This window comes from Bradyrhizobium sp. 33ap4 (assembly GCF_032654765.1).
In the GTDB taxonomy this organism is placed as follows: Bacteria; Pseudomonadota; Alphaproteobacteria; order Rhizobiales; family Xanthobacteraceae; genus Bradyrhizobium; species Bradyrhizobium australafricanum.
In genome coordinates, this window is sequence record NZ_JAUMTJ010000051.1 from 39,887 (window position 1) to 61,178 (window position 21,292).

The following is a 21,292-nucleotide window of genomic DNA, read 5'->3' on the forward strand; positions in this document are numbered from 1 at the left end:
GCTCGCTCCCCTCGCCTCAGACGCGCTCGATAATGGTGGCGGTGCCCATGCCGCCGCCGATGCACAGCGTCACGAGCGCGGTTTCCTTGTTGGTGCGCTCGAGCTCGTCGAGCACGGTGCCGAGGATCATCGCGCCGGTCGCCCCTAACGGATGGCCGAGCGCGATCGCGCCGCCATTGACGTTGATCTTGGCGTTGTCGATGTCGAACGCCTGGATGTAGCGCAGCACCACCGAGGCGAAGGCCTCGTTGAGCTCGAACAGGTCGATGTCCGACTTCTTCATGCCGGAGCGCTCGAACAGCTTTTCGGTGACGTCGACCGGGCCGGTCAGCATCATCGCGGGCTCCGAGCCGATATTGGCGAATGCGCGGATCTTCGCCCGCGGCTTCAACCCGTGCTTGGCGCCCGCCTCCTTGCTGCCGAGCAGCACGGCGCCGGCGCCGTCGACGATGCCGGAGGAATTACCGGCGTGATGCACGTAATTGACCTTCTCGACCTCGGGATGCGACTGGATCGCCACCGCGTCGAAGCCGGCCATCGCCGCCATCGCCGCGAAGGACGGCTGCAGCTGCGCCAGCGACTGCATCGTCGTGGTCGGGCGCATGTGCTCGTCCTTGGCGAGGATGGTCAGGCCGTTGACGTCCTTGACCGGCACCACCGACTTGCCGAAGCGGCCCTCGTCCCAGGCCTTGGCCGCGCGCTGCTGGCTCTGCACCGCGTAAGCGTCGACGTCGTCACGCGAGAAACCGTATTTGGTCGCGATCAGATCGGCCGAGATGCCCTGCGGCATGAAATAGGCCGGCACCGCCATCGAGGGATCCATCGGCCAGGCGCCGCCGGAGGCGCCGATGCCGACGCGGCTCATCGATTCCGCGCCGCCACCGATCACGAGCTCATGCTGGCCGCTCATGATCTGGGCTGCGGCGAAGTTCACGGCATCGAGGCCGGAGGCGCAGAAGCGGCTGATCTGCACGCCCGGCACCTTCTCGCCGAGGCCGGCGTTCAGCGCCGCGAAACGGGCGATGTCCGAGCCGGCCTCGCCGACCGGGTCGACCACGCCGAGCACGACGTCGTCGACGGAATCCTCGGGAAGACTGTTGCGCTCCTTGAGCGACTTCAGCGGCACCGTGGCGAGCGCCAGCGCGGTGACCTCGTGCAGTGCGCCGTCGGCCTTGCCGCGGCCGCGCGGGGTACGAACGTGATCGTAGATGTATGCCTCAGGCATGACGCCTCCTTGATATGAGGATCATAATATATACGGAAGGACACGCCGCCGCAGCAGTGCGGCGGCAATTTTTCAAGGCTTTCTTGTTTGACGCGTTTTCTTCACGCGAACCGGTCTCCACTTCGCTGGAAAACGCTTCAGAACGCTTCCGCGGCCAATTCCATCGTGGTGGCGCTGCCGCTCTGGATCCGGGCCAGATGCACGGCGGTCTCCGGCAGCAACTTCTCCATGAAGAAGCGGCCGGTCACGAGCTTGGTGTTGAGGTACGGCGTGGTGCTGGCGGCGGCCTTGTCCTGCGCCACCTTGGCCATCTTCGCCCACATGTAGCCGAGCGCGACGAGGCCGAACAATTTCATGTAGTCGGTCGCCGCGGCGCCGGCATTGTCGGGCTTGGCCAGCGCGTTCTGCATCAGCCAGCCGGTGGCCTGCTGCAGATGGCCGAGTGCGGTGGAGAGCGGGGTGATGAACGGCTTCATAGCCTCGTCGGCACCATGCTCCTTGGCGAAAGCGCCGACCTCGCCGAAGAACGCCATTGCGGCACGGCCGCCGTCGCGCGGCAGCTTGCGGCCGACCAGGTCGAGCGCCTGGATGCCGTTGGCGCCTTCATAGATCATCGCGATGCGCGCATCGCGCACGAACTGCTCCATGCCGTGCTCGGCGATGTAGCCGTGGCCGCCGAACATCTGCTGCGCCGAGACCGTGTTGGCGAACCCGGTGTCGGTTAGGACGCCCTTCAGCACCGGCGTCATCAGGCCCATGTGATCGTCGGCAGCCTGGCGATCCCCAGCGTCGTTGGAGCGGTGCGCGACGTCGCTCTTCAGCGCGGTCCACACCACCATGGCGCGCGCTGCCTCGTTGAAGGCGCGGATGGTGAGCAGCGTGCGGCGCACGTCGGGATGCACGATGATCGGATCGGCCGGCTTCTCGGGTTCCTTCACGCCGGTCAGCGAGCGGCCCTGCAGGCGCTCGCGGGCATAGGCGACCGCGTTCTGATAGGCGACCTCGGACTGCGCGAGGCCCTGCACGGCGACGCCGAGGCGAGCCTCGTTCATCATCACGAACATGCCCTGCATGCCCTTGTTCTCTTCGCCGATCAGCCAGCCGGTGGCGTTGTCGTAGTTCATCACACAGGTGGAATTGCCGTGGATGCCCATCTTGTGCTCGATCGAACCGCAGCTGACGCCGTTGCGAGCCCCGAGCGAGCCGTCGGCATTGACCAGCACCTTCGGCACCACGAACAGCGAGACGCCCTTGATGCCGGCCGGCGCGCCTTCGATGCGCGCCAGCACCAGATGGATGATGTTCTCAGTGAGGTCGTGCTCGCCGGCGGAGATGAATATCTTGGTGCCCGTGATCTTGAAGCTGCCGTCGGCCTGGCGCACCGCCTTGGTGCGGAGCAGGCCGAGATCGGTGCCGCACTGCGGCTCGGTCAGGTTCATGGTGCCGGTCCACTGGCCGGCGACCATCTTCGGCACATAGGTCTGCTTCTGCTCGGGGGTGCCGTGCACCAGGAGCGCCGCGGTCGCGCCCATGGTCAGCCCGCCATACATCGAGAACGCCATGTTGGCGGAGATCTGGAATTCGTTGACCGCCTGCGAGAGCGTCACCGGCAGGCCCTGGCCGCCGAATTCCGTCGGCGCCGAGAGGCCGAGCCAGCCGCCTTCGGCGACCTGCTTGAAGGCTTCCTTGAAGCCCTTCGGCGTGGCGACGCTGCCGTCGTCATTGCGCTTGCAGCCTTCGAGATCGCCTGTGCGATTGAGCGGCTGCAGCACCTCTTCGCTGAGCTTGGCGGCCTCGCCGAGGATCGCCTCGCGTACATCGGCCGAGGCATCGGTGAAGCCGGGAAGATTGCCGTAGCGGTCGATCTGGAAAACGTCGTTGAGCAGGAAGCTGACGTCTTCGACGGGGGCTTTGTAGGTTGGCATGCTGGTCTCCCGGCTGGCACGTGGCCGCATATGCGACGACGCTGCGCAGCGTGTCCTTGGGTTGTTGGAGCGGACCTTATCCGGTTCCGGAGGTCCGCGGCAGATGCTATCGCGACTGTGATTGCGACGTTGCGCCGCTTTGCTTCATCAACTCCTCGCCCATCATCCGATGCAGCAGGTTGATCGCCTTGAGCGGACGCACCATCACCTTGAAATGCGTGATCCGGCCGTCACCATCGAATGTGATGATGTCGACGCCGTTGAGCTTGATGCCGTCGATCTCGTTCTCGAATTCGAGCACCGCGCCGGCGTCATTGCGCCACTCGCCGAGATACTTGAAGGTCGGGCCGCCGAGCACCTTGGCGGCGCTGGTGAGATATTTGAAGGTGATGTCGCGGCCGCGCTGCGGCGTGTGCACGACCGGGCTTTCGAACACCGCGTCGGGATGCAGCAGGTCCCACAGGGCGGCGGTGTCGTGGGACTTCATGTAGGCGTACCACTTGTCGAGGCCCGGCTTGCTCATTCGGACGTCTCCTGCGGCGGGGTTAAGAAGCCTGGACATCGGCGCACGCGACAGCGGCACGCCGATCACCATATGCATATTGACGCATATGCACACTAACGCATAAAGTCAAGCGAACTTCAGAATGACCTTTTGGGGAACTGAGATGGAGGTGGGCGTTGGCACTCGGTGACGCAATCCTTGCCTGCCTCACGGAACGTCCGATGACGGGCTATGAGCTCGCCAAGACGTTCGATGCGTCGATCGGCTTCTTCTGGAAGGCCGACCATCAGCAGATCTACCGGGAGCTCTCGCGGCTGCGCGACAAGGGGCACGTCCAGGGCCGCGAGGTGGTGCAGTCCGGCAAGCCCAACAAGCTGGTCTATACCCTGACCGCCGAAGGCCGCGCGGCACTGAAGCACTGGGCAGCGCGCCCGAGCGTGCCGCCCTCGATCAAGGACGACCTTCTGGTCCGGCTCTATGCGCTCGACTGCGTCGACATCGAGCCGCTGCGCAACGACCTGATGGCGCGGCTGGAGCATCATCGCGATCGCTATGAGCGCTACGAGCGCCTGCTCAACAAGCGCTTTCCCGACGGCACCGCGCCGCCGGCCGATGTCGGCAAGATGCTCAGCCTGCGCCTCGGCATGCGCCATGAGCGCATGGTGGTGGAATGGTGCGAGGAGGCGCTCGACGCGCTCTCGGCGATGTCCGGCCGCAGCAACGTGCTGCCGCTCGACGACGGCAAGCGCGAAAGCAACGGCTAGAAACAAATCTCCAACCTCCCCTTGAAAAGGGGAGGTCGCTTTGCTCGCAGAGCAAAGCGGGTGGGGATCATCGCTCTCCACACGCAGCAGTGTGTGCGGCAAACCCCCATCCCGACCTTCCCCTTTCAGGGGGAAGGAGAAGAGGAGCAGCACCGCAGGGCATTGTCCTGATCCGGCGCAACAGGTTCCCGGATTCCCTAACTTTAGCGCCCGTCGGCCGCATTCCTTAACCCGTTATTTACCGTGACGGGAAAAAGTCAGCAGCTGAGGCAGACGCCCGGCGCAGAATTCGATTGTCTCTTGACGAGAATGCGCGGGGAGGCTGCGGGCGCAGGGTGTAGCGCCGGAGTCGGGACCGGACGGAATCATGAATTCGCGCGTATCGTGGAGTGTTGACGGCATCGATCCCTCCGTCCGCGACAGGGCCGAGGCGGCTGCGCGCCGCGCCGGGATGTCGCTGAACGACTGGCTCAACTCCACCGTCGGTGAACCGAGCCCGCCGGATTGGCGCATGGAGCAACGGCAGCCGATGCCGAGCCGGGAAAGCCGCGAGGTCGCCGATATCCACCAGCGGCTCGACGCCATCACCCGCCAGATCGAACAGATTGCAAAGCCTCTGACGCGCGCCGAAGCGGTGCGCGCCGAAGTGCCGCGCGGCCAGCCCGCCGTCGCGCGGCAGCTGAACGACGCGATTTCGCGCCTCGATGCCCGGCTGTCGCAAATTTCGCGGCCGCAACCGGCGCGCGAGCCGCAGCCACAGCCGATGCGTGAGTCGCAGATGCAGCGCGAGCCGCAGATGCATGACCGGCAACTGGAGGAGAGGCTGCGCCAGGCGGAGGCGGTCGAGCGCGCCGCAGCCCAGGTCTATCGCCCCTCGCCGCCACTGAGCCCGGCCTCGTTCGATTTCGCGATCGCGGAGATCGCCGCGCGCCAGAACGAGCTCGACGTATCAGCGCAACGCCAGATGCCGCCGCGCGGCGCGCCGCCGATGCCGCAATCGGCGCCGCCGATGGCCGCCTATGCGCCACCGCCGCCTGCCGGGCCCGACTTCTCCTCGCTCGAGCGTCAGCTGCTCAAGATCACGAGCCAGATCGAGGCGCTGCAGCGGCCCGACCATATTGAACAGTCGATCGCGGCCTTCCGCGGCGAGCTTGCGGAAATCCGCCAGGCGATCACCGAGGCGATGCCGCGCCGGGCGATCGAGTCGATCGAGAACGAGATCCGCTCGCTGCATCACCGGATCGACGAGCTCCGCCAGGAGGGCCGCAACGGCCAGGGCCAGGCGATCGCCGGCATCGAACGCGCGCTGTCGGAGATCCGCGAGTCGCTGCGCACGCTCACGCCCGCCGAGCAGCTCACCGGCTACGACGAGGCAATCCGCAATCTCGGCGCCAAGCTCGACATGATCCTGCGCGCCAACGACGATCCGTCGACGGTGCATCAGCTCGAGAGCGCGATCGCCGCGCTGCGCGCCATCGTCTCCAACGTCGCCTCCAACGACGCGCTGCTGCAGCTCTCCGGGGACGTGCATGCGCTGGCCGCGAAGGTCGACCAGCTGTCGCAGATGTCGCGCGCCGAGACCCATGGCGATGCCTTCGCCGGGATCGAGCAGCGCATTGCCGCATTGGCCGCGACGCTGGAGACCCGCGAGCGGCCGGCCGGCTACGACAACACCGATGCCATCGAAGGCGCCCTGCGCTCGCTGTCGGAGCGGATCGACCGTCTGCAGGTCGGCAACGACAGTTCGTCGGCATTCACCCATCTCGAGCAGCGCGTCTCGTATCTGCTCGAGCGCCTGGAGTCCGCCGACCAGCGCTCCGGCAATCTCGGCCGGGTCGAGGAAGCGCTGCATGACATCATGCGGCACCTCGAGGCGCAGCACGCCCACATCGCCTCGCTCGCCGACGCCGCCCGCAACGTCAACACCTCCTCGCCGCAGCCGATGATGGACAGCGGCATCGTCGACATGGTGAAGCGCGAGCTGTCCGACATCCGCTTCAGCCAGTCGGAGACCGACCGCCGCACCCAGGATTCGCTGGAGACCGTTCACAACACGCTCGGCCATGTCGTCGATCGTCTCGCGATGATCGAGAACGATCTGCGTACGGTGCGCACCGCGCCGCCTGCTCCCGCGCCGGCCGAACCGCGGATGGAAGCTCCGCGGATGGAAATGCCGCGCGCGGCGATGTCGCAGCCGGTCGCGCAGCCCAAAGCTGAAGCGTACAAGCCTGAATCGTACAGGCCCGAATTGCCCAATCCTGCGCTGGCGCAGGAGCACTTCATGTCCGCGCCGCGCGAATTCCATGCCGCGCAGCCGGTCGAGAGCGCGCCGCCGCCGCCGCCGCTGCCGCCGCGTGCGATCAGCGAGATCCTCGAGCCGCATGCGGCGTCCGCACGCGCCGCGATCGCGCCGGACCTGCCACCGGATCATCCGCTCGAACCGGGCACACGCCCCTCCGGCCGCGTCGCTTCGCCGTCGGAGCGGATCGCGGATTCCGAGCGCGCGATCTCTGATCTTCCCGCCGGCAAGAAGGAGCCGGTCTCGACATCGAGCTTCATCGCCGCCGCACGCCGCGCCGCGCAGGCCGCTGCCGCGCAACCCGTCAACGAGAAGGCGGCGCGCGCCGCGAGCAAGGCTGCAGCCAAGGCCAAGGAGAAGGCCGACAAGGCCGCGAAGGCGGCTGCCGCCAAGGCCGGCACGGCCGCGGCCGGCGCGACGGCGACTGGCGCGCCGGAGGCGCAGCCTTCGACCATCACCTCCAAGATCCGTTCGCTGCTGGTCGGCGCGAGCGTGGTCGTGATCCTGCTCTCGACCGCCAAGATGGCGATGAACCTGCTCGACACCAGCTCCGCGCCGCAGGTGCCGACGATCGAGCACAGCGAGCCGGCCACGCCGCCCATGCAGCCGCCTGCCGAGAATTCCTTCGCGCCCGCCCCGGCTGCGCCGTCCGGCGGACCCGGACCGTCAGTGCCCGGGCCGTCGATGACCTCGCCGACCCCGCTCGGCCGCCAGTCCAACAATACTCCGGCGCCGAACACGCTCGACAGCGCGCAGGTGACGATCCCACCGGCAATCGCGCCCGCACCCGCCGCCGCGCCTGAGCCGACCGCGGCGCCAACAGCCGCCGCCAACGACGTCACCGGCACGATTCCGACCGCGCCGCCGCTCGGCGGCAAGCTCGCCATGGTCCAGATCCCGGCGGGCGAGAAGCTGCCCGATGCGATCGGTGGTCCGGCGCTGCGCAGCGCCGCGATCAAGGGCGATGCGGCCGCGGCCTATGAAGTCGGCGTCCGCTTTGCCGAGGGCAAGGGCGTGACCACCAATGTCGACGAAGCCGCCAAATGGTATGCCCGCGCAGCGCAGGCCGGCGTGGTGCCCGCGATGTTCCGGCTCGGCACCTTCTACGAGAAGGGCCTCAGCGTGAAGCGCGACTTCGATGTGGCACGACGCTACTACGTGCAGGCCGCCGAGCGCGGCAACGCCAAGGCGATGCACAATCTCGCCGTGCTCGACGCCGATGGCGGCGGCAAGGGCGCCGACTACAAGAGCGCCGCGCAATGGTTCCGCAAGGCGGCCGATCGCGGCGTTGCCGACAGCCAGGTCAATCTCGGCATCCTCTATGCCCGCGGCATCGGTGTCGAACAGAACCTCGCCGAGTCCTTCAAGTGGTTCAGCCTCGCGGCCGCGCAGGGCGACGCCGATGCCGGCCACAAGCGCGACGATATTGCCAAGCGGCTCGACCCGCAGTCGCTGGCCGCAGCGAAGCTGGCGATCCAGACCTTCACCGCCGAGCCGCAGCCGAGCGATGCGGTCAACGTGCCGGCGCCCGCCGGCGGCTGGGACGGCGCGGCCGCGCAGCCCGCCGCGGCGAAGCCGGTCAAGCAGCCCTCGAAGCGGACCGCGGCGCTCGCCGCTCCAGCTCACTAGGTTCGAGACGGCTGCGGCGCCCCGACGGCGCCGCTGTCCTATACCTCCGGCCTTCGGCCGTGTAGACAGGCGCGCAGTTCCGCGCCGTCGGGGCGCGCGTTCCGGAGGGTCAGGCTTGTCTGTCGACGATCGCCAGGATGATGGAACGGGCCACCGTTCGTCGCCGACCGGTCCCCGCGTTGCGCCGCCGCGGCAGGCGCCGTCTCCATTCGCCCCGCGCCCTTCGGCCTCGCCTCCGCCGACGCCGCAAGGGAACGTGGCATCGCCGCCCCGCGCGTTCCGGTTCTCGCTCTGGTCCATCATCATCTTCGTGCTGCTGCTGTCGAGCGTCGCCATCCAGGCTTACCGGGACCTGTCGACGCCGGGCGCCTGGGACTTCTGGCGCGAGACCTACATCGCGGCCAGCATGACGTCCGCGGTGATTCCCGACGTTGACATCGACGGATCAGGCCGCGGCCGGCGGGCCCTTGCGATCAGCGGCAAGATCGGCTCGGCCAGCGCGAGCTGGTTCCGCGACCGGCTCAGCGAGGCGCGTCTCGCACCAGGCGACGTCGTGCTGCTGTCGTCGCCGGGCGGCGCGCTGAACCAGGCCGCCATCATGGGCGAGGTCATCCGCACGCGAGGGCTGGTCACCGCGGTCGCCACCGCCGGCGCCTCGGGCAAGCTCCGCCCCGCGTCCTGCGCCAGCGCTTGCGTCCTGGTCTATGCCGGCGGCCAGACCCGCTATGGCATCGCGGGCTCGCGGCTCGGCGTGCATCGCTTCACGACGAGCACGCCGGTCAGCGATCCCCTCGCCGAGGCACAACGCATCCAGGGCATGGTGCTGGGCTACATGACCAAGATGGGCGTCTCCTCCGCGATCGTCGAGGCGATGTCGCAAACCTCCGATATCCGCTGGCTGAACCCGAAGGAAGCGCTCGCGCTGAACCTGATCACCAAGCCGGTCGATCGGCCGTGAGGCGACACAGGCGTCATTAATCTGAATTATCAACCACGTCCGCAGACGGCGGCCAGGTGCGGCGAAAAATGCCCTCGGGAGCGGATTCTTTAGTCCCTCCCCCCGCCGATTTCAGTTATGCAAGAACGCGGCAATCGACCCGCGTTCGCCTGCGTCTTGCGCGCCGACCGGATTCGTTCAGCCGGAGAATGCCCGACCAGAACGACATCACGCCGTGATGCGGCCTTGTGCCGAGTTCGCGGCGAACCGACAAGAAGCGACGCGCGTGCAGCTCTATCTCCCGATCGCCGACATTCCGGTCAATGTCTTCCTCATCCTGGCGATGGGTGCGGCGGTTGGATTCGTCTCCGGCATGTTCGGCATCGGCGGCGGCTTCCTGATGACGCCGCTGCTGATCTTCGTCGGCATCGCGCCCGCGGTCGCGGTTGCCTCCGTCGCCAGCCATATCGCGGCCTCCTCGTTCTCCGGCGCCATTTCCTATTGGCGCAGACGCGCGATCGATCCGCTGCTGGCGGCGGTGCTGCTGGTCGGAGGCACGCTCGGCACCACGTTCGGGGTGTGGACCTTCACCTTCCTGCGCTCGCTCGGCCAGCTCGACCTGATGATCGCGCTGTCCTACGTCATCCTGCTGACGACGGTCGGTGGGCTGATGTTCTGGGAAGGTTTGCGCGCGATGCTGCGCGTCCGCCGCGGCGGTCCGATCGCGCTGCGCAAGCCCGGCAGCCATGGCTGGATCCACGGCCTGCCCCTGAAGCTGCGCTTCAAGCGCTCCAAGATCTATCTCTCCGTCATCCCGGTGGTCGTGGTCGGACTCGCGATCGGCTTCATCGGCGCCGTGATGGGAATCGGCGGCGGCTTCATCCTGGTGCCGCTGATGATCTATGTGCTGCGGGTGCCGACCTCGACCGTGATCGGCACCTCGATGGTGCTCACCCTCGTCACCATGGTGTTCGCAACCATGCTGCACGCGGTGACCAACCATCTGGTCGACGCCGTGCTGGCGCTGATCCTGATGGTCGGCGGCGTCACCGGCGCGCAGTTCGGCGCCCGCGCCGGGCAGAAGATCCGCGGCGAGCATCTGCGCCTGCTGCTCGGCCTGCTGGTGCTCGCGGTCGGCATCCGCTTTGCGGTGGAGCTGGTGATCCGGCCGCAGGACCTCTACAGCATCCGCGAAACCGGCGGAGCCCCGCCATGAGGCTGCGCGCGGCGCTCGCGATCATCGGTCTCGCCGCCGCCAGCCTGGCGGCCGCGCCCGCTCATGCCGAGCGGCTGATCGTGTCGGTCTCCAACCACCGCGTCACAGTGACGCCGAACTATTCCGGCGGCGAGCTCGTGCTGTTCGGCTCGGTCGAGAAGGACGACAAGACGCCGGCCAATCGCAACAATTACGATCTCGTCGTCACGGTGTCCGGCCCGCGCGCCGACATGGTGACGCGGCGCAAGGAGCGCAAATTCGGCATCTGGATCAACACCGACTCGCGCCAATTCCTGCAGGTGCCGGGCTATCTCGCGCTGTTCTCGAATCGCCCGTTCGACCAGATCGCCTCGCCCGAGGTGCAGCGGCGGCAGCAGCTCGGGCTCAACAACGTGCTGCTGATGCAGCGGGTCGGGCCCGACTATGCCGACGTGGTGCCAAACGACCCGTTCCGCAGCGCCTTCGTGCGGCTGCGCTCCGAGCACGGGCTGTACCGTGAGGCGACCTCGGCGGTGACCTTCCTGACCCCGACCCTGTTCCGCACCGGCATTCCGCTGCCGGCGGAGGTGCCGATCGGCACCTATAATGTCGAGATCAAGCTGTTTTCCGACGGCGCGCTGGTGACCAAGGCCGAGACCGCGTTCGAGATCGTCAAGGTCGGCTTCGAGCAATTCGTCGCCACCACCGCGCGGCATAACGGCCTTGTCTACGGCCTGATCACCGCGTTCATGGCGCTGATGACCGGCTGGATGGCCTCGATCGTGTTCCGCAAGGATTGATCTAGCCAGCCCTGCTTTGCAATGCGCTTTCGAACGCGTCGCTGAGGATCGAGAGGCCAAGATCGATCTCGTCGTCGCTGATCGTCAGCGGCGGTGCAATGCGGAATACGCTGCCCATGCCGGGCAACTGAACGATGTTGGTGCTCAGTCCAAGCTGCATGCAGCGCTGAGAGACACGCGTTCCGAGCGCTTCGTCAGGCTCCTTGCTGTAACGGTCGCGCACGATCTCGATGCCCTGCATCAGCCCCCTGCCGCGCACGTCACCGATGCATTCGAACCGGTTCTGAAGTGCGAGGAGCCCGTCCCTCAGCCGCGCGCCCGCTATCCTGGCGCGCTCGACCAATCTGTCGCGAAGGATGATCTCGATGACCTTCAGCCCGACCGCGGCCGGCATCGGGTCCGACACATGCGTCGTGTAGAACAGGAAACCGCGTTCGTGACACCGCTCTTCGATCTCGGCGGTGGTGATGACCGCAGCCAGAGGCAGCCCGGCACCGAGCGTCTTCGACAAGGTCAGGATATCAGGCACGACGCCGTCGCGCTCGAAAGCGAACATGGCGCCGGTTCTGCCGAGGCCGGTCTGCGCCTCGTCGATGATCAGCAGCATGCCGCGTGCCCGGCACAGCTCCTTCAACTCAGCAAGATAGCCTTCAGGCAGATCGATCAGCCCGCCGGAGCTGAGGATCGGCTCGGCGATCATGCAGGCAAGCGAGCCGGTCGATTGGCGATCGATCAGATCGAAGGCGTAGGCCAGCTCGGCCCGCCAGTCGGCCGCGTTGCCGAAGCGCGGGCGATAGGGGTTCGGCGTCGGGATCGCGAGCGAGCCGACCGGCGCCGGACCATAGCCCTTGCGGCCGGCCGAATAGGTCGTTCCGGCCGCGCCAGACGTCATTCCGTGCCAGGACTGTGCGAACGCGACGGTCTCGAAGCCGCCGGTGGCGAGCTTGGCCATCTTGATCGCAGCTTCATTCGACTCGCCGCCGGTGCTCAGCAGCATGACGCGATCAAGCCCCGGCGGCAGCAGGCCCGCGAGCTGCTCGGCCAGCGCGACGACCGGGCGCGTCAGCATGCCGCTGAAGAGATGGTCGAGCCGTTCGGCATGCTCGCTGATGGTCTGGACGATCTCCGGGTGACCGTGACCGAGCACGGCGCTCATCTGCCCGGACGTGAAATCCAGGATGGCCCGGCCGTCGGCGTCATAGACGAAGGACCCGGAGGCGCGCTCGATGATCAAGGGAGCGAACGTCCCGCCATAGCGAATGAGGTGCCGCCGCGCGCGATCCCAAAAGGATTTGTCGTCATTTCCGGCCATGCCCGCTCCTTGCTGCTCGGTTGCAGCGATCAAAGAACCCTCGCACCACATCTTATGCGCGCGCGAGGGCAATGACATTGCGATTTGAGATGCATTTCAGCCCTTCTTCTGCAAACAATTGCGCAAAAGATGGAGAATGCGAAAGAAATGGGAACCGCGATCGTGATTGACGAGATCGACCGAAAAATCCTCGACGTGCTGCAGGTCGAGGGGCGCATCACGAATCTCGAGCTGGCCGAGCGGATCGGCCTCTCGTCCGCCCCCTGCATGCGACGCGTTCGCACGCTCGAAGAGGCCGGCGTCATCAATTCCTATGTGGCGCTGGTGGACCCGACGCGGGTTGGACTCGGATTCGACGTGATCGTCGAGGTCCGTCTCAAGCAACAGAACAGGGAATCCTTCACGCGCTTCGAGCGGAAGGTAATCGACCTTCCGGAGGTCGTCGAATGTTGCATGATTGCCGGCGATTGGGATTACTCGCTACGGATCGTGTCCTCGGACCTCGCGCGCTATCAATCCTTCATCCTCGACCGCCTTATGCATCCGGATAGCGACGTCGCGAGCTACCGCACGACGATCATCCTGCGAAAGGTCAAATCGACGACCAAGATCGATAGCTCGCTGTTCGGCGAGGGTTGAGGAGTTCGAACAAGCTACAGCAGGAAGCCGATCCCCATCGCGATCACGCTGAGCGCCATCGCGCCGGTCGAGAGCCAGCCGAGCCAGTACAGCCATCCGCGGACCACAAAGCGGTCCATGACGTCCCGGCGGCGGGCCATGAACATCAGCAGCACCATCACGGGCACCGCGAGCACGCCGTTGACGACCGCACTCCAGTACAACGCCGCGATCGGATCGATCGGCGTGAAGTTGAGCGCGATGCCGATGCCGCCCGACAGCGCCAGCACCGAATAGAACGCGATCGCCTCCTTCGGCCTGCGCGTCAGCCCGACCCGCCATCGCCGGCCCTCGCCGACCGCATAAGCCGTCGCACCCGCGAGCACCGGAATCGCCAGAAGGCCGGTGCCGACGATGCCGAGCGCGAAGATCACCTCGGCAAACGGCCCGGCGATCGGGCGCAGCGCCTCGGCGGCCTGCGCCGAGGTCTGGATGTCGGTCTTGCCGTTGGCGTGCAGCGATGCGGCGGCGGTGACGATGATCGACAATGCGATCAGGTTCGAAAACGCCATGCCGGTGATGGTATCGGCGCGGATGCGCGAGAATTCGTGCTGGGCGCCGTAATGCCGTTCGATCAGCGGATGCTTGGTGGCGTCGACCCGCTGCTCCTCCGCCTCCTGCGAGGCCTGCCAGAAGAACAGATAGGGCGAGATCGTGGTGCCGAGGATCGCAACGATGGTCGTGAAATAGTCGGCGCTCCAGCTGATGCGCGGCAGCAGCACGCCGGCCAGGGCCTCCATCCACGACACCTTGGCAAAGGCGAGCGCCGCGACATAGGCGAACAGGCTGAGCGTCAGCCATTTCAGGATCGTGACGTAGCGCCGGTAGTTCATGAAGATCTGCGCGGCCACCGAGGTCACGCCGAACAGCACCACATAGAGAATGGCCGGACCGCCGATCAGAAGCTTTGTGGCATCGGCCATGGCCGAGAGGTCGGCCGCGATGTTGATGGTGTTGGCAATCGACAGCAGCGCCACCACGACGGCGAGCAGCCAGCCCGGATAATGCCGGCATACATTGCCCGCGATGCCATGCCCGGTGACGCGGCCGACCCGCGCCGAGATCTCCTGGATCGCGCTCATCAGCGGAAACGTCAGCAGCATGGTCCAGCCAATGCCGTAGCCGAGTTGCGCGCCGGCCTGGCTGTAGGTGCCGATCCCCGAAGGGTCGTCGTCGGAAGCGCCGGTGATCAGCCCGGGTCCGAGCGTCTTCAGGACACGGCTGAAACCGAATGGCTGGCGCCGAGGCTTCGCCGCCGGCGCATCGTCATGTTTGTCGTGTGGTGGGATCGTCCCTTGCCGCGTCATGTCCGGTTCCAGCCGTCTGACAACGAGCCGGATACCGGCAAGGTTCCTGAGGCGAACCTACGGCTCGATGACCGTGGCGACGCCGGGCTCGAGGATGCGCAGACGGCGGCCGAAGCCGAGCGTATCGAAGCTCGCGCGCAGGTCGTTCGCGCTTTGCCGGAAATGCGCCCAGCCGTCGGTATGAACCGGCACGATCACCGCGTCCGCAAAGGCGTGCGCGGTTTCGATCGCGTCATTGGTGTCCATGGTGAGATGGAAGGGGCCGCGGGTTTGCGCCGCGCCTGCGAACGGCAGCACCACGCCGCAGTCGAAGCGCCGCGCGACCTCGGCGACGCCGTCGAACCAGGTGGTGTCGCCGCTGACATAGACCGGACGGCCGGGCTTCGCCGGCTCGACCACGAAACCGATGACGTCGCCGGACAATGGCTCGATCCCCGCCGGCCCGTGCCGCGCCGGCGTCGCAGTGATGGTGAGCGTCCTACCGCCTTTCGTCAGTGTGGTCCTTGCCCAGGGCGCAAAGCCCTCGGCGTTGCCGCCAAGCCGCCTGGCGCCGGCCTCCGTCGTCAGCACGCGCTTCACGCCTTTAAGGAAATCCCGGCCGGAATGGTCGAGATTATCGGAATGCTGGTCGTGGCTCAGCAGCACCGCATCGATCGCGCCGACATCGCGCGCGCCGAGCGCGGGGCCCGTCAGCTTCTCCAATTTCACATGCGGCAATTGATACTCGCCGGGCGCATCGAAGGTCGGATCGGTGAGCAGGCGGAACCCGTCGATCTCGATCAGGGCGGTGGGACCTCCGATCAGCGTGATGGTGATGCTCACGTCCTACTCCTGTTGGCCGCCGCTGCCGCCGGGCGGGTCACCAGGTAAATGCCGAGCGCCACCGGAACGATCCCGAGCAGGTCGCGAAATTCGACATGCTCGCCGAGCACGAGATAGGCGAACAGCATGCCGAGCGGCGGCATCAGGAAGTGATAGGCGCTTGCGGCGGTCGCACCACACACTTTCAGGAGATGAAACCAGAGCAGATAGGCAAGGATCGAGCCGCCGAGTACGAGGAAGGCGAAGGCGCCGGCAAGCCGCATGCTGGGCACGATGTCGCTGACGCTGGAGAGCGTGAAGGCAAACGGCATCACCGCAAGGCCGCCGGCGATGTTCTGGATGCCGTTGCCGATCCACAGGCTGCCCTTCGGCGCCAGCAGCTTGAACAGCACGGTGCCGGCGACGATCGAGGCGAGCGAGGCCAGCGTGAACAGGATGCCATGCGGGCTGTCCGATCCGACCGACATGCGATGCCAGACGATGAAGGCGACGCCGACGATGCCGAGCACGAGACCAATCACCTTGCGCAAGGTCATGCTCTCGCCGAGGAACAGCGCCGCCAGCATGGCGGTGAACACCGGATTGGCCGAGACGATCAGCGCGCCAAGCCCGGCCGAGACCGTCTTCAGGCCGGTATAGCCGAGGCCGAGATAGAGCGCGTTGTTGGCGACGCCGAGCACGGCAAATACCGCCGCATCGCGCCAGGTGAGATCCCATTGGTCGCGGCGCAGCCAGGAGATGGCGAGGATCAGAACCCCGGCGAGCGAAAACCGCGCGGCCAGCAGGATCAGCGGCGGGCAATCGGTGACGCCGATCTTGCCGGCGACGAAGGCGTAGCTCCAGAGCAGGCAGAACAGGGCAATCAGCAGCGGCAGGGTGTTGAAGCGGGCGCGGGGGGCGGCCATCGAGGTTGCGGCGGACATGGGCGAATTCTCCTTCGGCCATGATCTAGGCTCGCGCTTTGATATTTGGAAATTAAATGATAGACTGGCATACAGTTGATTTATAAATGGAGGCTGCGATGCTCGACCTGGAGCTGTTGCGCAGTTTCGTCTCGGTGGTCGATGCCGGCGGCTTCACCCGCGCCGGAGAGCGCGTCCACCGCACGCAGTCGACGGTGAGCCAGCAGATCAAGCGCCTGGAGGAGGATGTCGGCCAGCCGCTGTTGATCCGCAGCGGCAAGGACGTCACCCCGACGGAAGCCGGCGAGCGGCTGTTGACCTATGCGCGGCGGCTATTGTCGCTCGCCGAAGAGGCCCGTGACGTGCTCTCGCGCCCCGGCAGCGAAGGCGCGATCCGGATCGGCATCACCGAGGATTTTGCCGCCTACCGGCTGACAAAGCTGCTCGCCACCTTCGCGCGCAGCCATCCGAATCTGCGGCTCGACGTGCGCTCCGGCCAGAGCCTGTTCCTGTACCGTGATCTCGAACGCGGCGATCTCGATCTCGCGCTGATCAAGCGCGCCGCCAATGAGAAGGGCGGCATCGCGGTGTGGCCGGAACGGGTGCACTGGGTCACCAGCAAGAGCCACCCGCGCGATACGACTGCCGGCTCGGTTCCGCTGATCGGTTTCGCCTCCGGCTGTCTCTACCGCGCCCGCGCCATCCATGCGCTGGAGAGCGCCGGCCGCAACTGGCACATGGCCTACACCTCCTCCAGCCTCGCCGGCATCCAGGCCGCGGTCGCCGCGGGCCTCGGGCTCAGCATTTTGTCGGAAATGTCGATCCAGGCGGAGCATCGCGTGCTGACAGCAAAGGACGGCTTTGCGCCGATCGACCGCACCGAGGTCGCCCTCGTCGCCGCCCCCGAGGCCAGCCCGGCGACATTGCGGCTGGCGGATCGGCTCGCGGAGTATTGCGAGAGCGTGCAGGCGAAGGCGGCTTAGGGCGAGGTCGCGCAACAATCTCTGCTGTCGTCCTGCGAAAGCAGGGACCCATAACCACCGCATGCAGTTGTGATGCCGCGCTGGGGCCACAGCTTTGCGCAATCCCGAACAGTGGTAGTTATGGGTCCCAGGTCGCGCTTCGCTTGCCCGGGACGACACCGAGAATGATGGCAGCTTGGAATAAGCTGGTCGGCGATCCTCAATAACACCGTGACGCGACGAACGCGTGGACGCGGTTGTCGCCGAGCACATGGGCCATGAAGCCGGGCGATCCGAAAATCCGTGTGAACGCGGCGTCGCGGATGCTCAAGCCGCCGGTGTAGGCGCCGAACGCCGGCATCACCGCGCGCTCGCCGTCACAGGCGAAGCAGCGGCGCTCGATCGAGCGGCCGCGGGTCGGCACCCGCGCCTTGGGGTGCAGGTGTCCGGCGATCTCGCCGGCGGCGCCGGTCGGCTCATGGCGGAACACGATCGGACCGATCGCGACTTCGGTCGCGACCACGCCGCCGAGATCGGACGGCAGCGCCGGATCGTGATTGCCCGAGATCCAGATCCAGTTGCGCCGCAGCTGCAACGCCGCGAGCGCCTCGCGGTCCGGATTCGACAGGCGTTCATGCGCATCGCGATCGTGAAAGCTGTCGCCGAGCGCGATCACTTGCCGCGGATCGTGCCGCGCGATGACAGCAGCGAGCCGGCTCAGTGTCGCGACCGTGTCGTAGGGCGGCAGCAGCACGCCGCGGCTGGCGAAGCTCGAGCCTTTTTCCAGATGCAGGTCGGAGACCACGAGCAGGCGCTGCGCTTCCCAGAACAGCGCGCCGGAGAAATCCGCCACGAAGCCGACATCCGCCACCGTGACCCTCGAAACGCGCATGTCGTCACCGTCTCGCAAAGCTAGCGCGCTTGCCGTCACGTCCTGTTCCCCAGAGTAGCAGCGTTACGTCGTCGCCTCCCGCACGAGTTCCTCGGCCGCCTCGGCCAGGAGCTCGTCGGATGCTTCGCCATAAACTGACTCGCGGCCGATTTCCAGCAGCGCGGGGACGGCAAGCGGAGAAACGTGGTCGAGGTCCTTGTGGGTGATTCGGCCGTGGATGCGCGAAAGCATGTCGCTGAGACGGCGAAGATCGAGCAATCCCGTGGCGGCATCGCCGCGCGCGGCGCGCAGCAGCACATGGTCGGCCTGGTGCTTGCGCAGCACGTCGTAGATCAGGTCGGTCGAGAACAGCACCTGGCGGCGCGACTTCTCCTCGTCGGTGAAGCGTCGCGCGATCAGGCCGGAGATGATGGCGCAGTTGCGGAAGGTGCGCTTCATCAGCGCCGATTCCGCAAGCCACGCCTCGAGGTCATCGCCGAGCATGTCGGGATCGAACAGCGCGTTGAGATCGAGCTTGCCGTGCCGGATCATGAAGGAGAGATCGCCGACACCCCAGACCGCAAGCGCATACTCGTTGGCGACGAAGCCGAGCGGACGGGCGCGGGCGCGCTCCAGCCGGCGGGTCAGCAGCATGCCGAGCGTCTGATGCGCGAGCCGGCCCTCGAAGGGATAGCAGACCAGATAATGGCTGCCGCCGCGCGGAAAGGTCTCGACCAAGAGCTCGCGCACCGCCGGCACACGCGAGAATTTTCGCTGCAGCGACAGCCAGTCGTGCACCTGATCCGGCAATCCGTTCCAGGCGCGGCTGTTGTCCAGCAGCTTGCGGACGCGTTCGGCAAGATAGGTCGACAGCGGGAACTTGCCGCCCATATAGGACGGCACTTTTGCATCTTTATCATTGGTGCGGGAGACATAGACCTGGTCTTCAACCAAGGCCTCGTAGCGCACCACCTCACCGCCAAAGACAAAAGTGTCGCCGGGCACGAGGCCCTCGATGAAGACCTCCTCGATCTCGCCGAGCATCCGGCCGCCGCGCGCGATCGCGCCGGTCGATCCGCTACCGCCGGCGCGCGAGCGCACCAGCCGCACCTTCAGCATGGTCTCCTCGACAATGGTGCCGACGTTGAGACGATAGCTCTGCCGCACCTTGGGATTGGTGACGCGCCAGCGGCCCTGCTTGTCCTGCTTGATGCGCGCGAAACGCTCATAGGTCTTCAGTGCGTAGCCGCCGGTGGCGACGAAATCGACGACATCGTCGAAATCGGTGCGTGCGAGCGATGCATAGGGCGCTGCGGTCCGGACCTCATCATAGAGTTCATCGGACAGAAACGGCTTGCCGCAGGCGCAGCCGAGCACGTGCTGGGCCAGCACGTCGAGCGCGCCCGAGCGCAGCGGCGGCGTGTCCTGCGCATTCTCGGCGATGGCGTCGATCGCGACACGGCACTCCAGCACCTCGAAGCGGTTGGCGGGCACCAGCACGGCACGCGAGGCCTCGTCGAAGCGATGGTTGGCGCGGCCGATCCGCTGCATCAACCGCGACGAACCTTTCGGCGCGCCGATATTGATCACGAGGTCGACATCGCCCCAATCGACGCCGAGATCGAGCGAGGAGGTGCAGACCACGCCGCGCAGCTTTCCGGCGGCCATCGCGTCCTCGACCTTGCGGCGCTGCGCGACGTCGAGCGAGCCGTGATGCAGCGCGATCGCAAGGCCATCGTCATTCATGCGCCAGAGATCCTGGAACAGCATCTCGGCCTGGCTGCGGGTGTTGACGAACACCAGCGTGGTCTTGTTGCGCTTGATCAGCTCGTAGACCTCGGGCAGCGCATGGCGCGCGCTGTGGCCGGACCACGGCAGCCGTTCCCGCGTGTCGAGCATCTCGACCACCGGCGGTGCGGCGCCGCCGGCGGTGACGACGTCGGCGGACGCGTTCTCGCCACCCGGCTGCGGCACCAGGAAGCGCGCGAGCTGCTCCGGCTCGGCGACCGTCGCCGAAAGGCCGATGGCGCGGATCTGCGGCGCGATGGTCCAGAGCCGCGCAAGTCCGAGCGACAGCAGATCGCCGCGCTTGGAGGTGACGAGCGCATGCAGCTCGTCGAGCACGATGCGCTTCAGCGAAGAGAACAGGAACGGCGCGTCGTCGGACGCCAGCAGCAGCGCCAGCTGCTCCGGCGTGGTGAGCAGGATGTCCGGCGGATAGCGCCGCTGCCGCTGCCGCCGCGACACCGGCGTGTCGCCGGTGCGGGTCTCGATCCTGATCGGCAGCCCCATCTCGGCGACCGGCGTCTCCAGATTGCGCGCGATATCGACCGCGAGCGCTTTCAGCGGCGAGATGTAGAGCGTGTGCAGCCCGCCGCTGCGGCGAACGCCGCGACCGGTGGAGATAAGGGCTGGGCGAACCGTCTTCGATTCAATTTCGTCGCTTGCGAGATCGTCGGGCTCCCTCCCCCTGAAAGGGGGAGGGTTGGGGTGGGGGTCAGCCGCTCGCTCCGTGCCCGCGGCTGACCCCCACCCGTCGCGCTCGGTTGCGCTAGTGCGCCCCCGAGCGTGCCGACCTACCCCTTTCAGGGGGAGGTAAGAGTTCTTGCCCTGCCCCTCTCCACTCAACTCCACCAGTGTCGGCAAGAACCCCGCCAGCGTCTTGCCCGCTCCCGTGGGCGCGATCAGCAGCGCGGAGCGCTGCTCGCGCGCTTTCGCCAGCAGCGCGAGCTGATGCTCGCGCGGCGACCAGCCGCGTGAGGCAAACCAGTCGCGAAACCGGCGCGGCAGGAGATCGGCCGTTTCCGACGGCGGAACGGAAAAGAGATCGAGCGTCGACACGCCCAAGAGGTAGGTGGTTCAGGCGGCCTCGTCGAGGGCGGAGCGGAAATGGCGGCAGGTGGCAGGACTACCAGCGCGCTCCGTGCGCTGCGAAGCGCCTGGATGTCACCTCGCCCCGCCTGCGGGGAGAGGCATAGGCCGCCCTTGGCGGCCGTTCAAAGAAACGCCGAAGCGAAGCTTCGGCTATGTCGCATCGCCAGATGCGATCCGGGTGAGGGGGTAAAGGTCTTTCGACACACACCGCCTCGCGGAGGGAAGCCCCTCACCCCGCCCTCTCCCGGCAAGAGCGGGGCGAGGGAGACGAGAGAGCGGAGCTTA

At 66.7% G+C, this 21,292-nt stretch carries 16 protein-coding genes; 7 read left to right on the plus strand and 9 right to left on the minus strand.

The window, feature by feature from the left end:
• Nucleotides 1-16: 16 nt before the first annotated feature.
• From Q2M23_RS31825 to Q2M23_RS31835, 3 genes are all read right to left on the minus strand, one after another.
• The gene (locus Q2M23_RS31825; protein ID WP_057016171.1) at nucleotides 17-1,225 is read right to left on the minus strand and encodes an acetyl-CoA C-acetyltransferase; all 1,209 of its coding nucleotides are present in this window, start codon (nucleotides 1,223-1,225) and stop codon (nucleotides 17-19) included.
• Between the two features lie 137 nt (nucleotides 1,226-1,362).
• Nucleotides 1,363-3,150: an acyl-CoA dehydrogenase C-terminal domain-containing protein gene (locus Q2M23_RS31830; protein WP_316398152.1), complete on the minus strand. Its 1,788-nt coding sequence runs from the start codon at nucleotides 3,148-3,150 to the stop codon at nucleotides 1,363-1,365.
• A gap of 106 nt (nucleotides 3,151-3,256) precedes the next feature.
• Nucleotides 3,257-3,673 (minus strand): nuclear transport factor 2 family protein, encoded by a 417-nt coding sequence (locus Q2M23_RS31835; protein WP_076832836.1) that lies wholly within the window; start codon nucleotides 3,671-3,673, stop codon nucleotides 3,257-3,259.
• Between the two features lie 158 nt (nucleotides 3,674-3,831).
• Between Q2M23_RS31835 and Q2M23_RS31840 the strand changes: the two genes are divergently transcribed.
• The 5 genes from Q2M23_RS31840 (at nucleotide 3,832) to Q2M23_RS31860 (ending at nucleotide 11,279) form a co-directional block, all read left to right on the plus strand.
• The gene (locus tag Q2M23_RS31840; protein ID WP_057016062.1) at nucleotides 3,832-4,419 is read left to right on the plus strand and encodes a PadR family transcriptional regulator; all 588 of its coding nucleotides are present in this window, start codon (nucleotides 3,832-3,834) and stop codon (nucleotides 4,417-4,419) included.
• Between the two features lie 367 nt (nucleotides 4,420-4,786).
• Complete coding sequence (locus Q2M23_RS31845) at nucleotides 4,787-8,347, plus strand: hypothetical protein (protein ID WP_316398153.1); 3,561 nt, start codon at nucleotides 4,787-4,789, stop codon at nucleotides 8,345-8,347.
• Between the two features lie 115 nt (nucleotides 8,348-8,462).
• A complete protein-coding gene (locus Q2M23_RS31850) occupies nucleotides 8,463-9,305 on the plus strand; it encodes a hypothetical protein (RefSeq protein WP_410469798.1) in 843 nt (280 codons plus the stop codon).
• A 265-nt stretch (nucleotides 9,306-9,570) separates the two neighbouring features.
• Nucleotides 9,571-10,500, plus strand: coding sequence for a sulfite exporter TauE/SafE family protein (locus Q2M23_RS31855; RefSeq protein ID WP_076832838.1), 930 nt, complete (start codon nucleotides 9,571-9,573; stop codon nucleotides 10,498-10,500).
• Nucleotides 10,497-11,279: a TIGR02186 family protein gene (locus tag Q2M23_RS31860; protein ID WP_168858471.1), complete on the plus strand. Its 783-nt coding sequence runs from the start codon at nucleotides 10,497-10,499 to the stop codon at nucleotides 11,277-11,279. The genes Q2M23_RS31855 and Q2M23_RS31860 overlap by 4 nt, the downstream gene beginning before the upstream one ends.
• A gap of 1 nt (nucleotide 11,280) precedes the next feature.
• Here the strand turns inward: Q2M23_RS31860 and Q2M23_RS31865 are convergent, their stop codons facing one another.
• Nucleotides 11,281-12,591, minus strand: a complete 1,311-nt coding sequence (locus Q2M23_RS31865) for an aspartate aminotransferase family protein (protein ID WP_316398155.1) — start codon at nucleotides 12,589-12,591, stop codon at nucleotides 11,281-11,283.
• A gap of 147 nt (nucleotides 12,592-12,738) precedes the next feature.
• Between Q2M23_RS31865 and Q2M23_RS31870 the strand changes: the two genes are divergently transcribed.
• Nucleotides 12,739-13,230, plus strand: coding sequence for an Lrp/AsnC family transcriptional regulator (locus Q2M23_RS31870; RefSeq protein ID WP_168858469.1), 492 nt, complete (start codon nucleotides 12,739-12,741; stop codon nucleotides 13,228-13,230).
• 14 nt (nucleotides 13,231-13,244) lie between these two features.
• On the opposite strand, the gene Q2M23_RS31875 is transcribed toward Q2M23_RS31870, so the two are convergent.
• The 3 genes from Q2M23_RS31875 to Q2M23_RS31885 are packed head-to-tail and all read right to left on the minus strand — an operon-like array spanning nucleotide 13,245 to nucleotide 16,321.
• Complete coding sequence (locus Q2M23_RS31875; RefSeq protein ID WP_316398156.1) at nucleotides 13,245-14,576, minus strand: divalent metal cation transporter; 1,332 nt, start codon at nucleotides 14,574-14,576, stop codon at nucleotides 13,245-13,247.
• A 57-nt stretch (nucleotides 14,577-14,633) separates the two neighbouring features.
• A complete protein-coding gene (locus Q2M23_RS31880) occupies nucleotides 14,634-15,398 on the minus strand; it encodes an MBL fold metallo-hydrolase (RefSeq protein WP_229192646.1) in 765 nt (254 codons plus the stop codon).
• A complete protein-coding gene (locus Q2M23_RS31885) occupies nucleotides 15,395-16,321 on the minus strand; it encodes a DMT family transporter (protein ID WP_316398157.1) in 927 nt (308 codons plus the stop codon). Before Q2M23_RS31885 ends, Q2M23_RS31880 begins: the two co-directional genes overlap by 4 nt.
• A gap of 98 nt (nucleotides 16,322-16,419) precedes the next feature.
• On the opposite strand from Q2M23_RS31885, the gene Q2M23_RS31890 reads away from it, so the two are divergent.
• Nucleotides 16,420-17,283, plus strand: a complete 864-nt coding sequence (locus Q2M23_RS31890; RefSeq protein ID WP_316398158.1) for a LysR family transcriptional regulator — start codon at nucleotides 16,420-16,422, stop codon at nucleotides 17,281-17,283.
• 199 nt (nucleotides 17,284-17,482) lie between these two features.
• On the opposite strand, the gene pdeM is transcribed toward Q2M23_RS31890, so the two are convergent.
• Nucleotides 17,483-18,154, minus strand: a complete 672-nt coding sequence (pdeM, locus tag Q2M23_RS31895; protein WP_076832388.1) for a ligase-associated DNA damage response endonuclease PdeM — start codon at nucleotides 18,152-18,154, stop codon at nucleotides 17,483-17,485.
• A gap of 63 nt (nucleotides 18,155-18,217) precedes the next feature.
• Nucleotides 18,218-20,974 (minus strand): ligase-associated DNA damage response DEXH box helicase, encoded by a 2,757-nt coding sequence (locus Q2M23_RS31900; RefSeq protein ID WP_316398165.1) that lies wholly within the window; start codon nucleotides 20,972-20,974, stop codon nucleotides 18,218-18,220.
• Nucleotides 20,975-21,292 lie beyond the last annotated feature (318 nt).

Bases quoted from the DNA above. Each gene is read 5' to 3' on its own strand.
- Q2M23_RS31835 (WP_076832836.1), bottom strand. From the start codon at position 3,673: ATGAGCAAGCCGGGCCTCGACAAGTGGTACGCCTACATGAAGTCCCAC.
- Q2M23_RS31870 (WP_168858469.1), top strand. From the start codon at position 12,739: ATGGGAACCGCGATCGTGATTGACGAGATCGACCGAAAAATCCTCGAC.
- Q2M23_RS31860 (WP_168858471.1), top strand. From the start codon at position 10,497: ATGAGGCTGCGCGCGGCGCTCGCGATCATCGGTCTCGCCGCCGCCAGC.
- Q2M23_RS31830 (WP_316398152.1), bottom strand. From the start codon at position 3,150: ATGCCAACCTACAAAGCCCCCGTCGAAGACGTCAGCTTCCTGCTCAAC.
- Q2M23_RS31885 (WP_316398157.1), bottom strand. From the start codon at position 16,321: ATGTCCGCCGCAACCTCGATGGCCGCCCCCCGCGCCCGCTTCAACACC.
- Q2M23_RS31865 (WP_316398155.1), bottom strand. From the start codon at position 12,591: ATGGCCGGAAATGACGACAAATCCTTTTGGGATCGCGCGCGGCGGCAC.
- Q2M23_RS31825 (WP_057016171.1), bottom strand. From the start codon at position 1,225: ATGCCTGAGGCATACATCTACGATCACGTTCGTACCCCGCGCGGCCGC.
- Q2M23_RS31875 (WP_316398156.1), bottom strand. From the start codon at position 14,576: ATGACGCGGCAAGGGACGATCCCACCACACGACAAACATGACGATGCG.
- Q2M23_RS31845 (WP_316398153.1), top strand. From the start codon at position 4,787: ATGAATTCGCGCGTATCGTGGAGTGTTGACGGCATCGATCCCTCCGTC.
- Q2M23_RS31890 (WP_316398158.1), top strand. From the start codon at position 16,420: ATGCTCGACCTGGAGCTGTTGCGCAGTTTCGTCTCGGTGGTCGATGCC.
- pdeM (WP_076832388.1), bottom strand. From the start codon at position 18,154: ATGCGCGTTTCGAGGGTCACGGTGGCGGATGTCGGCTTCGTGGCGGAT.